We start from the raw sequence: 15667 nt of genomic DNA, 5'->3' as shown, positions 1-15667 counted from the left end.
GCGACCCGCCGCCCGCACTCCGCCCCGGTCTAGCAGCGCACATGCTGGCAGACCGATGATCCCCGGAACGTCGCGCATTGGCCGGGCAGCAAGCTCATGGCGGACGCGGCCGGTGTGTCAGTGGTCCCGGGTACCGTCCGAACCGGTGTGAAGTCTGCGCGGGAGGGATCGGCATGACTGCGGAACGGAAGTGCGGGGAGTGCGGGAAGGGGGCGAGCGCCAACCGGAAGGGAAAGCCCGGCAGGTGTGTGCCCTGCATCGACGAGCACTACCGGAAGCTTGGCTGGGCCCCTTGCGAGCCGCACGTCTCCGCGGAGCATGAGCGTCGTTGCCTGTGCGCCACCTGCAACCAGCCCGATGCGATCGCGTACAGCGAGATCCGCGGCAAACAGGTCCGGTACTGCCGCTGGTGTGCCTCCCGGAAGATGTACGAACAAGGCCTCCTACGCGAGCCCGAGAAGTGGGACATCACGAAGGAGGAGGCCGCGCGGATCGTGTTGGGGGAGGAGTTCCTGGCACGCGACGCAGGCGGGGCCCTGGTGGACGAGCCCGGACTCGCCCAGTGGATGGAGCACGTGTGGTCGCTCGTGGACGTGGAGTGCGTCGTCTGCGGGACAGCCAGGAGGTGGAGCGCGTCGATGAGCCTCGGCAGCCGGGCCGCGCCCGGACGCAGCCGGTGCTCGAACTGCTCCGCGCTACCCCTGACCGCCTGGCAGGTCGAGTTCTTCGAGGCGCATGGGCTCGTGCGCGATCACGCGGGTTACGCCCGGCTCGGCGAGCGGGTCGACGTGCACTGCACCACCCGCTGTCCGCATATGAGCGCCACGATCAGGTGATGTCCCGGCCCGTCGGTTCGCATTCGGAGTGTTGCGGCCGGGCGGCGGCCAGGGGTTGCACATGCGTCACCCGCGAGTCCCATTGCCCGCCCTCCATCGCCGTCTGACAGTACGGTGCGGGGTCGCTCTGCCCGGTGGAGATGACCTGCCCATCGACTGCGAAGGCCCGGTGGGCAGCGAGGATCCGACGTCGTTTTCCGGCACGAGGAGGTGCTACTCCGAGCGAGGTCGAGTTCGGACCTGTCCTACCCTGCGGGATGGGACGGCGGTGACACAACCAGGGCGTCGAGGGCCTGCTGGGCCCGGCCGAGGTTGTCCTTGCCGGCGCGGCGCAGGCCGGCCTTGGCGTACTTCTCGACCATGGTGGTGGACTTCCAGTCCTCGGTGATCACCAGGATCTCCGCCGCGCTGTAGCCCTGGGCGGCGAGGTCGGCGGGGACGCCGGCGCGCAGGCCGTGGCTGGTGGCGTTCTTGGCGTCGAAGCCGGGGGTGCGGGTGACCATGCGCTTGAAGGCGCGGTTCACCGCGTGGCCGGTCATGCCGATTCCGGAGGCGGGGACGGGCATGATCCGGCCCCAGCGGGTGATGCCGCGCAGCAGTGGCAACTTCGGTGCTACTTGGCCGAGTTCGGCGAGCAGTGAGATGTAGGTGCGCACGACGGTGATCGCTACCGGGTCGCGGACGACGTACTCGCGGCCGGTGGACCAGTGGTCGTTCTTCGACGTGCGCTTGCCGACGACCATCTGCTCGGTGCTGTCGTCCAGGCGCTCGAAGATGACGGAGTCGATGCGGTAGGCCGCCTGCTCGGAGCGGCGGGCGCGGGTGCGGTAGCCGAGGTGCAGGATCGTCAGGTCGCGCCAGCGGGCGAGCGGGATGTCGGCGGTCGTGCCCTCCTGGAGGTGGGCGATGCGGGCGGCGTCGACGGGCGGGCTCGACTTCGGTGTGCGGCGGGCGCGGGCGTGCTCGGCGGCCTGCTTGCGGATCAGTTCGGCGGTCGCCTTCTTTGGAGGCCAGTTCTCGTACCCCGCACGGGCGTTGGCGTCGCGGATGGCGGCCATCGCCAGGCGCAGGGAGCTGACGGGCGCGCCCGTGCCGTCACGTCCGCCTCGGCGGCGCAGGTGGGAGACGTAGGAGACCATGTTCGCCTCGCTGGTGCGCGGCCCGGGGTGGCGGCCATTGTCGGCGCACCAGCGGGCGAAGTAGCGCCACTGCTCGGCGTAGGTCTGACTGGTGCGCGCCGGCCGGGCAGAGGCGAGGTCGTCGGCCGCGTCCTCGGTCAGCGTCTCGTTGGGGTCGACCCCGGTGTGCGCGAACCGTGCGAGCGCCTGAGCGTCGTCCACCAGCTCGGCGACGACGACCTCGGCGGAGCGTTCCACCAGGGCGGGCAGGCCATCCGACGCATCGGCTTCCACGGGCGTTCTCCTTCCGACGTAGCGGGCTGATGATCCGTCCGGGACAGCCTATCTGTACCAGGCCGTGTGTTGCGTCCTCTAAATCCAGTTAGAGGACGCAACACATACATTGGCACATAACTTGGTCCCGAGCGCCGACATCGTCTATAACACGTTTTCCAAGGTTATTTGTGTTCAGCCTTCCAGGCTGCGAAGGTGTCCGTCATGAAGATCACGATCACTGTGGAGAATCCGACCCCCGAGGTGCTCGAGAAGCTGCTCGCCCTCGCTGCCACGCCAGCGGCGGTCGTGACCGCGGCGCCCGACGACCGCTGGACGCCGGAGCGTGCGCGCTCGTACTACGACCGCCTGCCGCCCCGCGCCCAGCAGATCCTGCTCCAGGTTGTCGAGGGCGAAGGCGAGTGTGCCGCCGACGAGTTGAAGGCGAACGGCCGAAGCCTCAGGGGATCCACCGGTGCGTTCCGCCGTGTGCTCACGGAGGGCAAGCGCACCGGCCTCTGGCCCGATGCCCTCCCGGTGCCGCTGCTCTCCCACATCGTCGGCGGGCAGCTCAAGAAGCTCGAGATGCCGGGGTGCGGCACTGAACAGTATCCGCACCCTGCTTTTCGAACAGGGCTGCGCGATCTGCTGCCGCATGGCCGCTGAAAATCTCCTCGGGTGGGTCTCTGTTTGCCCGAAGTTCTCATCGCGGCGAATCATGGCCATGTCGCCCGAGGTCCGCCAAAGGATTCCCTCGGGGATTGATTCTCCGATCATCCAGGGCGGTGTCAATCGATCGCGGGAATTGAAATTCCTCGGTCCCGAAAAGGGTCGACAAATTCTCCCTATTGTCGACTGTTTCCACCCTCGCGCCAGCTGCGGCGTACCTCGTGCCAAGCACGGATGAGTGCCGGAAGCTTTTCCAGCATCTCGTGAAGCTGCGTGATGGCCAGAGTGGTGGCTCCGAAAGCGGCCAGGACAAAGAGCGAGACGGCGTCCCAGTTCACGAGCGCCCTTTCCCGTCGGACCATCGTGATGGCCGCCCTTCATGGCGGGCGGGTGGCGAGACATCCGGGCTGCTCGTCGGGAGGACGCGGTCGAGCCATCCAGCCGGGGCGCCTACGCTTGTAAGCGTCCTTCGCGCATCGCCGGCATCGGTGCCCGACCCATGACGGAAGCGAAGTTGCAGACCACCACGACCGGATCCGTCGGCATGTTCTAGATGGTAGGTGCATTGAAGAGTGTAAAGGTTATGACCCAGCCGCTGATGGCGGTTGCAGGAACAGAACTGACTGCGAATCCGAAGGGGAACTCCCCATACAGGATCCATGAGCCTGCCGAGAAAGGCATCGTGGTCGAGTTCTATGCCCCGCACTGTGTCTAGCTCGAAGATCCACTCATCGTCATGGATCCATGCGTGGCATGAATACGCTGTGCTGGACGTATGGAAGACTGCGATGCGGCGAAGCAATGCGGATCCAAGCCAGTCCAGCCGCCTGCGGGAGTTCCAGTCAAGGGGGAATTCCCGGATGTGTTGCTCTTCGTCAGCGGTCAGCTGCGGCGCATGCCAGAGAGGTACTTCTCCTGCTTTTTCAAAGCGTTCCCATCGCTTATCGAGCTCGACTCCCCAGTCCGTCTCAGGGGTGCCACGCAGCACCAGGTCGCAGCCCCCACCGACGAGGGTGAGCCGGAGGTTCGGGCCGTTGATGCCTGCGATGCGGAGACCGACGACGCCGCTGACCTGTGCACCGGACTCGGTTCCGGGCAACAGGTTGTCCAGGGCATGGGCACTGCGGGGGTACGAGGTACCCCTGCGAAACGTGGTGTGGCCGTCGAGGTGTACGACGGCCGACTGTGCGCTCGTTTCCACGGCGGCGACCCCCAGAGGGTGGGCCCACCATTGTCCTCCGGTGCAGATCTTGTTCAAGATCTCGGCCTCGAGACGAGCCTGCAGGGTGTGACCGAAGAGAAGAGGGGACCGGTTGTTCCCGCCGCGCAGTGCCGCCTTTGCCGTGTGAAAGGGCTCACCTGTGTAGAACTGCCGGGTTCGTACGAGCTTGGGCAGACGCCCACCGCTGGCCATGTGTGATCCGTCCTCGGATACCGCCGCCCCAAGGCATCCGACAACTGATCTGGGCTTGATCCGGTTTGACAGACGCTCCTGATCAGGGGCTTCATCGCGGGCGTCGCATGGCCCTTCCTCGCCGTGAGTGCGGTCCGCAGGACGGAGGCGGTCAGGACGGGTCGTCTTGGGCCTCCGGGTCGGCTTCGTCCTGCGGCCCGTGCTGCTGGTACGCCGACCAGTCGATGTGGTGAACGAGCCAGGCCGGGAGCGCCCAGAATGCGTGCCGCCAGCTCATGTCGTCGGGCCCTCCGACGCTCACGGTGAAGGCGTCGGGGCCCTGGAACCCGTCGCGGCTGCCGCCGTACCACGAGTCCACGTTGTACTGGCACTCGGCCGTGATCTCGCCGACGGACTCGAGGTAGTCGTCGTCCCCGGCCCACAGGACGACGGACACCTCCCAGTCCTCCGTGTCGCGCCGGATGCTGATCTCCACCCCGCCCGAGCACCGGGGAACTCCAGATCCGGGAGATTGTCGAAGGAGCCGTCCACGAAGACTCCGGGCACGACATTGAGCGCCTCGATGAGCCCTTCCTCGGCCTCCTCCGTGGTGTCGTACGAGTGGTCGAGGAGCATCGCCTGTCCGTCGGCCTCCGGCTCCATCGCAGTGATGACTCCGTCGGTGAAGTCGAAGCTCAGGCTCACCCGGACGAGGACGCTGCGAATCGGGTACACAGACGACTCCGCGCCCCCGTCATCGAGGACGGTCTGCACAGCCGTCTCGCCTTCCGCCAGGAAGTACGCGATGGCGTGGGCCGTGCGACGGTCAGCCGGTCCGACATGGAGCACCGGATTGCTCCGGCGGGCCGGGCCGCCGTCCGGCTTCGGCTCGTCGGCCTCGACGGTGACGCTGCCGAGTCCGGCCAGCGCCAGGATGCTGGTGACCGCCGCACCGTAGGTGTTGGGCTTGGGGCTGTCGCCGTCCCACTCACGGAGGATCTCGGCCTCCAGTCCGTCGATCCGGCCGAGGTCGAGCTGTCCCCCGTCGGCCGCGGCCGTCTCAAGCAGGCCGAGGAGGTAGCGGATGATGGCGATCCGCGCTGAACCGTCGTCAACAACCAAATGGAACAGGGTCGGCACCAAGTCGCGGAGCGCACGTGTAGTCGGCTCGGGCTTGTTCCACTCCTTGAAAGCGGCCTTGACGTCCTTGTCCTCGGAGATGATCAGGATCTCGTCCGGGCCGGCCAGCTCAAGCACGTCCCGGATCCAGGCGCTGTCGCTCGCACCGGTCTTCTGCCCCCGGCTCTTGTCCGTGGCCCCCTTGAGCTTGGCCGGCTTGCGCAGCAGCACCTGGTCCTTCAGGCCTTCGATCGCACTACGCCCAGTCACCTCGATGATCTTCACGTTCGGAATGGCGGCCAGATTGCCCAGCGCAGCGGCGATCACCTGCTCCCGGTCGCCGAACGGCATCGGGATCTCGATGCCGGCGTCCAGCAGTCGTCGGCGCTGGTCGGAGGCGGCGTTCTTGAGGACCTCCCAGTCCAGAGCGAGGTGCTCCGCCCATTCCCAGGCAACCGGCTGTGGCAACCAGGTGTCGATCCCGATGCCCGCGAGCCGGGCGGCAACCCGAGCAAGGTGATCGAGGTTCGGGCGGGCCTCCCCGTAGGCGTTGGCGTCCAACACCACTGCCTTGAGCTTGTCGCGTAGAGCGGGCTCCAGCCGTAGCTGTGCCTGGTCGATCGTCTGTCTCCCGGTTCTCCCCATGACGGGATTCTTCCAGACCCGGGCGGAGTGGAGTGGGGCTTCGAGGAGGCAGCCAGCTGGCCCCGTGAGTCGACCGCCCGGGGTCTGAATGCCTATGCCGGGTCGCCCCCGTGACCCGGCCTCCCGCAAACAGCACACCGTCTCACGCCGCCTGATCATGAACAACCGCCTCGCCCAATCCGGCTACCTGTGGGCCTTCGCCCCATCACCCGATCCCCCGGGGCGGGTAGGCACCCCGCGCCGGAAAGCAGCGCTGCGGTCAGGTCCGGCACCACCAGGGGCTGGCGCGTTTGGCTTCGGCGGCGGCCCGCTCGCGCTCGGCGGCCTCCGCCGCCTCCTGGTCGGCCGCGGCCTGGCGGCAGGTGGCGCACAGCCCGTCGTCCCTCCAAGCGCTCTCTTTCTCCGCCCACCGCTCGTCGGTGAACTTCGCGGCGCAGCGGGTGCAGGCCGGGCGGCTTCGTGCTCGGCCTCCTGTTGTTCGCGGCGGGCTTGGTCGGCGGCGGCGCGCTGGGCGGTAAGGAGTTGGTCGCCGTCGGGGTTGTCGAGCGCGTGGTGGAGGGTGTGCCAGCCGGGGCGGCCGAAGCGGCGCCACACCGCGGCGTCGGCGCCGCGGGCGCGCAGCAGGGGTAGGGTGGTGGCGACGACCGGCAGGGCGCGGTGGTAGTCGCGGGCGGTGGTGCCGTCGCCCCAGTACGGCAGCGGGGACCAGAGGGCTTCGGTTGTGGCTTCGACGTGGCGGCCGCGGGCCATGAGCCGCTCGTGGACGCGCCGGGCCTGCTCGCGCTTCTCCTCCTCGGTAGACGGCTTGGCGCCGGGGCGCTGGCGCTTGCGGCCGGGGACCAGGACCAGGGCGACTGCGGGCAGGCCCTCGCGGCCGGTGGCCAGGTAGCGGGCGCGCCACAGCCGCAGCTCGTGGGTGCGCGCTCCCCGGGCGCGCAGCGAGTCGGCGAACTTGGCCTTCAAGGCGCCCTTGGCGGGCAGCTCGCACCAGGCCCGGTAACCGGTGAGCTTCTCCGCGAGTTCGCCGGCGCTCTCGTTGTCGCGGTCGGCCTCGACCAGGAGCAGCGGGACGTCGGCGCCGGGGTCACGCAGCACCAGGTCGGTGAACAGCGAACGGCGCCTGGGGACGGCGTGCTCGACCTCGGTGGTGAACGCCTCCAGATGCCCGATCCCCGCGCGGGCGAGCAGGCCGGCGGTGGCGGCGACGTCCAGGGCGTGCTCGGAGTAGGCAGCGGGGCGGCCGTCCTTGACGGGGCGCAGCGCGGAGATCCGAGTGCCCGCCGGAAGGAGGCCGATGGCTTCGCGGCGGCCGGAACTGGTCAGGCACCACAGCTTGCGGCCGTCCGGCAGGCGCAGCTCCTCGCGGACCCGTCCGGCGGCCTCCAGGTCGACCAGGGCCTGGCGGACGGCCTTGTCCGCCTTCTGGTGGGGCAGGACCAGCTGCCACAGCTCCCGGGCGGTGGCCCGCTGGAACAGGCCGAGCGACACCAAGACCCCACGCCGCACCGGCTCCGTCGAGTCAGCCTTCCACCGAACCTCGGCAGCGGCAGGAAGAGGGTTGTCGCCGCGCCGCGGGCCCCTTGTCCGAGACTGCTGGTCTGCGGGAACAGCCTCACCGGCGGCCGGGGCACGGAGGTGTCGGCGGAGGTTCCCGCGGAGGCCGTGCCGGACCCCTTGTCCCGGTCGGGCGAGGCCTTCGCCGCCCGATCCTCGTGGCGGTCGGAGGCCTGGTCGTCGTCCGGGCCGGGCGCGGCGATCGCCGTCGTGGTCAGGGCGAAGTCCGGTACCCGCAGCAGCAGCGACTGCAACTCCCTCACACCCAAACCCCCGACGGCGGCCCGGGCGGCCGCTTCGGCGTCCAGAAGCGCCGGCAGGCGCTACTCGGCGCAAGCGTTCTCCAGCAGCCGCGCGAAACTCGCCGGCTGCACGGCTGCCAAGGCGTTGTGCCCGCGAGACGTCGACTGGTCGAGGACGGCGCTTGTGGAGTCGACATCTGCACCTTCGAAGCCACCATGGCACCGCCGGGTGCCGCGCTCTGACCAGCCGATGGTGGCAAGCGGTAACCCCAGTAGCGGGCGACACGGTCGTTCCCCTTGCGGATGCACCCGCACGTGTCCGTTCGACGTGACGCTGTTGACACCGACGAGCGCGGGCTGGTTCCTCACACCAACGTCAGGTGGGTCGGTGGCAGACCGGGCTGAGGAGCGTCTTGCCGGACGCGTGGACGCTCACTCGATCCCCCGACGAGGTGACCGGATAGCGCCTGGCCCGTCGGTACGGCCGCGCCAGATCGCCTCGGTAGCCGGGCCTCACCCGTTCAGCGGTATGACTACTTGGAAGGGAGAAGCCCGCACCTTGAACATGGCGGCATGCGCGAAGACCGACACTGCTGTGCCAAGCCCCGCCTGACCGTGAGGATCAACGGCTACGACTACAGGGTGGATCCGGTCGAACCAGAGGAGCTACCTGCCTGCACGACCTGCGGCGCGGTCCACGATGGACCCTGGCGGGTCGGCGCCGCCTTGTCTGCAGGACCGGGGCTGTGCGGCCGGCCCAAGAAGGACGGCACACCGTGCAGGTGGCGTACCGATGAGGAGCCCTGTCCGAATCACCTCACGCCCGAGCAGGAGGAGCAGGCACGCGTCGAGCGGGCGGCGAAGGAGGAGCGCCAGCGGAAGGAACAGGCGCAGCGGCTGATCAAGCGGGAGGAGACCGCCGAGCGGAACCGCCAGCACCTGGCGCTGATGTTCTCGGTCGCCTGCCCGCATTGCTCCGCCCCCGTCGCTGAGGTGTGCCGTGCTCCCCGCGGGGTGGCCCAGCGTGCGATCCACGCGGACCGACGCAGGCTCGCGGGTGTCTCTTGGCCGAAGGAGTTCGTCCTCTACGAACGGGAGTCCTACTTCGACGGGCGCCGAGGGAGCTCTGCCCAGGTCCCGCTTCCCCCTCCGCCGCCGCTCGACGCGGATCTACGCGAGCTGCTGGCGGATCCGCTCGAGGACTGGACGGCCCAGGCCAGTGCCGAGCTGGCCGAGGAACACCGGGTTGCGGCCGAGCGGAAGGCCGCGAAGCTGCGCCGAAGCCTCTGGCGGCTGACCAACGACGTCACCATCGTCAGCTGCCCGGTCTGCGAGGCCGAGCGGGGACACGCCTGCGCCACCACCCTCGGAAAGCCCCGGAACGGCCACGACGAGCGGGTGGACCTCGCCATGGCCGGTCAGGGCTGACCGGCTGCTCCGGGTCAGCGGGATACGTAGCTCTGCCCCGGGAGCCGCAGAGCCGGCACGGCGGTGCTACGGAGGTGGATGATGCCGGTGTGACCTCGACGCAGCCCCTCCTGTACGCAGCCCCCTCGGCGTTCACGATCGAGCGGGTCCACACTCTGGTCCAGCAGGTGGGACCGGAGGCACCGACTGTGGAATACAAGGAGAAGCTTGGACCGACCCTCGCGCGCGGGGTGGTGGCGCTGGCCAACACCTACGGCGGACTGTTGCTGGTCGGCGTCAGCGACCAGCGCAAGATCATCGGCGTGAAGGAGAAAGCGATCGAGGCGGTGGCTGAGCACTGCACCGCCAAGATCGAGCCGCCGTGGTCGCCGGAGATCATCCCCGTCCCGCTCGGTGACGGCTCCGACCTGTATGTTCTGGTGCTGCGGATCGTGCCGGGCACCCACCCGCGGCCGCTGCTGGTCGACGGCATCGCCTACGTCCGCCACCAGAACACCACCCACCCTGCCGACTGGCGGCGCTTGGGCGAGCTCTTCGCCGAGCAGACCGCCGCGCCGGAAGCGGTCTGGAACCTGCAGGCCCCGCAGATCCCCCACCAGCCCTCCGGCGGCGCCGACCAGACGGTCGATTTCGTGCTGCGCAGCGGGCTCAGACTCCCCGTCGCCACCGCCGCGGTGTGGCGGCCGCTGTCCGAGCGCGTCATTACCGCGCTCGCCGACGCACTCGACGGCTCCCGGCTGGCGGCCGTGATGGCCAGCATGGCGTCGGCCTCCAGCACCGACGGCATTGGTGGGTTCTACCGCGCCGGGCTCAACCGCTCGCGCTCGGTCCGCCTGGCTTGGTCTGCCTGCCCCGAGGGCTGGCCCGCCGACAAGCCGCACCCCATGGAGGCGCAGGCCACCCTGGAGATCCCCGGCGGGTACGGAACCTTCGGTCAGCACCTGACCTTCCAGGTCGACGTCACCGTCCGAGCCAGCACCATGACCGAGGGACAGTGGTACCCGGTACACCGGCCGCTCGGCCTGGAGGAGACCGCCCACCTGATCGACGCCCTGGCCGACGCACTCACTGCCCCGAACCTGATCGCAGCGCTTGCCGAGCTCGCTGGCGTCGACGCTTACGCTGTGCCCCAGCCACGCAACCTCCACCTGGTCACCGCGCGATCCCTCATCAGTGTGCTGGACGCCGACGCCCTCACACAGGTCCCGGGCTCCGGCATCAGCCACGGCGCGCACCTTCTCTCCGACCCCGCACACGACCTCGCCGACCCTGCCCAACGCTGGACCCAGGTCCTGCAGTGGGTCGAGCAGATCACTCTCGACGGCGGACTGACAGGCGCCGAACGCCTGCTGCGGCACCTCCCCGCGCCCCCGCGCCATGAGTAGCCAACGGCGCGGCAGCGCCTCGCCACTCGTCCCGACCGGGTCGCCGCCGGGAACAGCTGACAGGAGTCAGGACATCGGCCGCCGAAACCGACGTCCTGGGCCTTTCGAGGCTGAGGCAGACGCAGCCACCACATGACCTGTTGATACCTGGCAGAGCCACCTTGCCTGGGCCCCAGCTCACGGACCAACCCACACCCAAACAACGCCCCCGGAAGCCTCACCATGCAACGCCTGCATCCTTCTGGGAACTTCAGGGACCGATCTACACCAAGAGGGCAAAGCGCGAGATGATGTCCGAGTGTCTGGACAAACGCAGAAGTGGATCGGGATCGGCGTCGGCAGCGCCATCGCCACAGCCCTCGTGTGCTACTTCGCCATGGTCGGCCTGGATAAAGCAGACAAACTCGCCAGTGTGCTCGGACTGCTCCTCAGCATCGCCAGTTTCGTCATGGGATGGCTCGGCCACACCCGGGAGACGACACCTGGCCAGTCGGTCCAGAACGCGTCGGTTGGCGGGGGCGTCACCCAGGTATCCGGAACCCAAGGCAGCGTACGGATCCAGCGCCGGGGAACCTCGGCCGGCCCGACCTCACCGTCACCTACACCGACGACGGCGGGAGCGCCAGAAAGCGGGCAGAGCATAGGCGGGAGCTCTGTCGGCGGCCATGTGGAGCAGGTCTCGGACACCGGCGGTGACGTGCACATCGAGCAGGAGCCGTGATCGAACGGCTCCGTCAGCTGGCAGAGTGGCTCAGGTTGACCGGACCACGCCCCGTTCAACCAGCACCGCAGCACGTCAGCCACACAACAGTTGGCGGGCATCTCTTCCAGATCAGCGGCGTAGGTGGCGACCTGACGCTGTTGCTCGACAAGGACCCCCTGGCAGCGGCTCTGACGCCAATCCTGAATCCTGCGGAAACACTCGATGCGCTCACGGCGACGGTAGAACGGTTCATCCGGCGTGCCCAGAGCTCGCGGCCCGTATTCGGTATGGCTTCACGGCCTGATACCGAGAACCTCCTGGCTAGGCTCTTGGCCCCGGAGAGCCCCCAGATCGTGGTGTGTGAGGGTGGAGCGGGCCTGGGCAAGTCTGCTGTGGTTGCGGACATCCTCGCGGAGCTGACCGGCCGCGGGTGGATCGCAGTTGCGCTGTCAATGGATGGTGTCGAGGCAGAGACCAAGACGGCTGCAGCCTTGGGTTCACAGCATGTCGGCCCGATGCTTTCCCCGGCCCAGATGCTTACGAGTGCCTCCGATGGCAGGCCGGCCGTCCTGGTGGTGGACCAGCTGGACGCTGTGAGCACCTACAGCGGACGCATGCCCGATGCATACGAGGCCGTCGACGAGATGCTCAGCGAACTGTCCGCAGCCTCGAACGTGAAGGTGCTCCTGGCAGCGCGCACCATCGACATCGACAAGGACCCCCGGCTGTCCGGTCTTGTCGCTCAACGGAGCCGAGTAGAGCGCTTCCCCGTGCATGAGCTGAGTGAGGTGGCGGTACAGGACGCCCTCGCGGCGGCCGGGATCACCACCGGGCAGCTGGGAGCGGTGACACTTGGACTGTTGAGAACACCGCTCCACTTTTCGGTCTTCAGCAGACTGTCCCAGGCCGCAAGAACCACGCCGTATGGCAGCTTGCAAGAGCTGTATGTGCGCTACACCGAGGAGCAACGTTCTTCAGTCGAGGAGCAGCTCGGACCTGGGGTTTGGAAGGGCATCACCGGCTCTCTAGTGGCCTGGATGAGCCAGAACGAGACCCTTACCGCGCCCACCGGGTCCGTGGAAGATTATGCCCAGTCTCATGTGGGTGCCCTGGAATCGGCCGGTGTCCTGGTCCGCTCAGGACTCGACCGGATCGGGTTCTTCCACGAGACCTATTTCGACTTCCTCTTCGCAAGGGCCTTCGTCGCCTCCGGCGGAGACGTCCACGGTTTCCTCGCCGAGTCCGGCCAACACCTCTTCCGGAGAGCCCAGACGCGGCAGCTCCTCGAGTACCTGCTGGCCGACGACCGCCAGCGCTTCCATCGTGTGGTCGTCCAACTCCTGACCTCACAACACGTACGTTCTCACCTGCGGGATGTCGTTCTCACAGTCCTGCAGCAGATGGACGCCCGCGAAGAAGACTGGGAAGCCTTGGAGTCGCTGGCCTGGGACTCGACGCCCATGGCGGACAGAGTCCGGTGGTTCTTGTCTGCGCCTCAGTGGTTCGATGCTTCGGACCGCAACGACCGCTGGGAAGGCTGGCTCAGGACAGAACCTCGGCGCAGCCTCATCCAACCAGTTCTCCAGTCCGCAGCACGGCAACGACCCCAACGGGCCGTGGAGCTGCTGCGCCCCTACCTCGGCGTCTCCCCCAAGTGGGACCAGTACATCGCGTCTGTGGTCCACTGGTCGCTCACCCCCGAGTTGGCCGACTTCGCGGTAGAGGCCATCGCTCGGGGTCTCCTGGACGAAGTCCAGCCAACCATCGCGGTGAACAGCGACTTCTGGTCCCTTCTCTATCCCCTGGCCAGCACCGCCCCTGAAACAACCGCACGATTGATCGGTGCCTACCTCCAGCGCCACCGCCACCTGGCGGAGGCGGACGGCACTGGCGACCCATTCGAGGCTGGATACCTTCCCACCAACTCCCAGGGCACCAGATTCGTCCTCACCACCACCGCTAACGCAGTACCCCGTATCTTCGCTGAGCAAGTCCTTGACTTCGTCATCGCCGTCGCGACCGCGGGCGTCGGCCAACGGAGCGGGACCTACGCATCGGGAGGACGGTGGTCCTTGCGCATCCTCGGTAGCCACGGCGTGGACGCCGCCCTGTTCCAGGCCCTGGACGCAGCCCTGCGCTCCTTGGCGGACTCCGAGCCGGCGAGCGCTCGCGCTTTTCTCGAGCAGCTCACTGCCCTGGACACGCCCGCTCTGGAGCTCCGCTTCCTCGCCTGCCGACTGCACACCGCACTCGGCGACGGCGACGAGGCCATCGCCTGGCTGCTAGCAGATGAAAGAAACCTCCGACTCGGCTACCTGGACACCTCCCGCTGGGCATCACGCGAACTCATCGCCTCGGCAACAGTCAACTGCAGCGCTGAAGCACTCACTGACCTGGTTTCAGCCCTCCTGGACTACCACTCCAGCTGGGAGCGCCACATCAAGGGCAGGAAGGAGTGGGGGCTCGCGCAGTACGAGCTTCTCTCAGCAGTGGACGAGGCGAGAAGGGACTCCACCGTCACGCGTCGGCTCGGTGAGTGGCAGCGGAAGTTCCCCTGGTGGTCTCCTCGGCCTCCCGAGGAAATGCGAGCACGATCCATCGGCTCACCTATCCCCGCAGCCAACGCTCAACTCATGACGGATCAGCAATGGCGCCTTGCTCTTGCCTCACACTCATCACCCGAGGCCCAGCGCCGATGGATGATGGGCGGGGCTGGCGAACTGGCGCAGGTCCTTGGAGAGCAGGCGCAACAGAAACCTGAGCGGTTCACACGTCTCGCCCTGACTCTCGACGCTTCGTTCCCGGCCTGCTATCTCGATGCCGTCATCCGGAACGCGGGTCCTCACCTGTCCCCCGCGCAATGGACACAGCTGTGCGTCCACGCGCATTCCGCCGCAGGCGAGGAGGTCACCCGAGCCATCTGCCATGTCATCGAGACCGCTCCGGCGCTCTGCGGCCCTGAGGTCGTCGCCGTTCTACAGCGCTGTGCAGGCGATCTGGACGCCCATCTCGCAGAACCACGCTCGGATGCGTACTCGAACATGCCCGACCGAGTGCTGACAGCAGGGCTCAACTCCAACCGGGGCCGGACCGCCCTCGCGGTCGCGGCGCTCCTGCGTCACAGCGACCAGCACCTGCCGACGCTGGCTACCCTCACCGAGCAACTGGCCAACGACCCCAGCGTCGCTGTCCGCAGCTGTGCAGCAGACGCGGTCCGCGCTCTAATGACTCGCGACATGCCTCGTGCCTTGGATACGGCGTACCAGCTCTTCGCTGCGACCGATGAAGCCATCTACAGCGCCACCACAGCGCAGCGCCTGCTGATCGCAGCCCTGTACAAGGACCCGGCACGATTCGCCCCGACGCTGGCCCGGGCGCTTCAGACAACCGACGAGTCAGCGACCGGTGCCGGCCGGGTATGGGCCGTCGCCACCCTGCGCGGCGCACAACTTGGCAACGTCCCCATCAGCGTCCAAGAGCTCTCCCCTCACGCCAGGCAGGGGGCAGCCGAAGTACTCTCAGGCAACCTCGCAGACAGCCACACGATGATGCCTGTGCTCTTCAACGACACGGACAGCGCCGTACGCGAAAAGGCTTCCCACGCCCTACGCGACATCGCCGACCTCACCCCCAGTCAAGCCGACGGCCTGATCCAGGCATTCATCTCAAGCCCAGCCTTCACAGACCACTACGGCCGGCTCCTCGCAGGACTCCACCACCACCCCGGCCCACTCCCTTCAAGGGCAATCGACGCCTGCGAAGCCGTCACTACCATGCTCGGATCGTCCACGAGCAACATCCGAACCCGCCACGGCGCAGTCGGCCACGACCTGGTCCCCGTCGTCCTTCGGCTCTACCGCCAAGGAACCCACCACCAACGCATCCGCTGCCTCGACGTCATCGACCAACTCGTGGAAGCAGGCGCCTACGGACTCGATGCCCTCGAGACCGAACGCTGACACGGGCAGCAGTTGCCTGCGCCCCACGGCCCTTCGCGGCCCGGACGATCTGCACATCGTGGCCGTGGAGCTGGCGGACCCCAGCGGCATCCGGCGTTGACCAGGACGTCATCGTCCGACCCGGGCCGCATGAGAGGACGTTAAGTCCGTTTCTGGTAGCGGCCGCGTCCGGGTTGGTCGAGGAGTCCCTGACGAACGAGTCGTCCCAGGCGGGAGCGGGTGACATTGATCGAGGGCTCGTCGGTGGGTGTGGACGATCACGTAATTCCCCATGGCTGCGGTCACGTAATTCCCCAGGGGCCGGCTGGGTAAGGCGGTCCAGGCGGGCCGCCGATGTCAGTCC

The 15667-nt window shown here is 67.9% G+C and carries 11 protein-coding genes; 6 read left to right on the top strand and 5 right to left on the bottom strand.

Annotation, left to right across the window (positions count from 1 at the left end):
- The first annotated feature begins 173 nt into the window (after positions 1 to 173).
- On the top strand, positions 174 to 836 hold the full coding sequence (locus tag ACGF0D_RS35150; protein WP_392923219.1) for a hypothetical protein: 663 nt from the start codon (positions 174 to 176) through the stop codon (positions 834 to 836).
- 245 nt (positions 837 to 1081) lie between these two features.
- Here the strand turns inward: ACGF0D_RS35150 and ACGF0D_RS35145 are convergent, their stop codons facing one another.
- Positions 1082 to 2248, bottom strand: a complete 1167-nt coding sequence (locus ACGF0D_RS35145; RefSeq protein WP_392923217.1) for a hypothetical protein — start codon at positions 2246 to 2248, stop codon at positions 1082 to 1084.
- Between the two features lie 204 nt (positions 2249 to 2452).
- Here ACGF0D_RS35145 and ACGF0D_RS35140 point away from each other — a divergent pair, with 204 nt between their 5' ends.
- Positions 2453 to 2893: a hypothetical protein gene (locus ACGF0D_RS35140; RefSeq protein WP_392923214.1), complete on the top strand. Its 441-nt coding sequence runs from the start codon at positions 2453 to 2455 to the stop codon at positions 2891 to 2893.
- A 337-nt stretch (positions 2894 to 3230) separates the two neighbouring features.
- Here ACGF0D_RS35140 and ACGF0D_RS35135 read toward each other — a convergent pair whose 3' ends face one another.
- The 4 genes from ACGF0D_RS35135 to ACGF0D_RS35120 form a co-directional block, all read right to left on the bottom strand.
- Positions 3231 to 4310: a hypothetical protein gene (locus tag ACGF0D_RS35135; protein WP_392923212.1), complete on the bottom strand. Its 1080-nt coding sequence runs from the start codon at positions 4308 to 4310 to the stop codon at positions 3231 to 3233.
- 151 nt (positions 4311 to 4461) lie between these two features.
- On the bottom strand, positions 4462 to 4611 hold the full coding sequence (locus ACGF0D_RS35130; RefSeq protein ID WP_392923210.1) for a hypothetical protein: 150 nt from the start codon (positions 4609 to 4611) through the stop codon (positions 4462 to 4464).
- A complete protein-coding gene (locus ACGF0D_RS35125) occupies positions 4608 to 6053 on the bottom strand; it encodes a hypothetical protein (RefSeq protein ID WP_392923208.1) in 1446 nt (481 codons plus the stop codon). Before ACGF0D_RS35125 ends, ACGF0D_RS35130 begins: the two co-directional genes overlap by 4 nt.
- Before the next feature lie 183 nt (positions 6054 to 6236).
- Positions 6237 to 7541, bottom strand: coding sequence for a replication-relaxation family protein (locus ACGF0D_RS35120; RefSeq protein WP_392923205.1), 1305 nt, complete (start codon positions 7539 to 7541; stop codon positions 6237 to 6239).
- 881 nt (positions 7542 to 8422) lie between these two features.
- Between ACGF0D_RS35120 and ACGF0D_RS35115 the strand changes: the two genes are divergently transcribed.
- From ACGF0D_RS35115 to ACGF0D_RS35100, 4 genes are all read left to right on the top strand, one after another.
- Positions 8423 to 9277 (top strand): hypothetical protein, encoded by an 855-nt coding sequence (locus tag ACGF0D_RS35115; protein WP_392923202.1) that lies wholly within the window; start codon positions 8423 to 8425, stop codon positions 9275 to 9277.
- Positions 9278 to 9366: 89 nt separating this feature from the next.
- On the top strand, positions 9367 to 10662 hold the full coding sequence (locus ACGF0D_RS35110; protein WP_392923199.1) for a helix-turn-helix domain-containing protein: 1296 nt from the start codon (positions 9367 to 9369) through the stop codon (positions 10660 to 10662).
- Between the two features lie 298 nt (positions 10663 to 10960).
- Complete coding sequence (locus tag ACGF0D_RS35105) at positions 10961 to 11383, top strand: hypothetical protein (protein ID WP_392923197.1); 423 nt, start codon at positions 10961 to 10963, stop codon at positions 11381 to 11383.
- Positions 11380 to 15324, top strand: a complete 3945-nt coding sequence (locus ACGF0D_RS35100; RefSeq protein WP_392923194.1) for a hypothetical protein — start codon at positions 11380 to 11382, stop codon at positions 15322 to 15324. The genes ACGF0D_RS35105 and ACGF0D_RS35100 overlap by 4 nt, the downstream gene beginning before the upstream one ends.
- Positions 15325 to 15667 lie beyond the last annotated feature (343 nt).

Origin of the sequence: Kitasatospora sp. NPDC048298 (genome assembly GCF_043201465.1) — a bacterium.
In the GTDB taxonomy this organism is placed as follows: Bacteria; Actinomycetota; Actinomycetes; order Streptomycetales; family Streptomycetaceae; genus Kitasatospora.
Note: the sequence above shows the minus strand (reverse complement) of the source record. Positions and strands in the feature narration are given on the sequence as shown.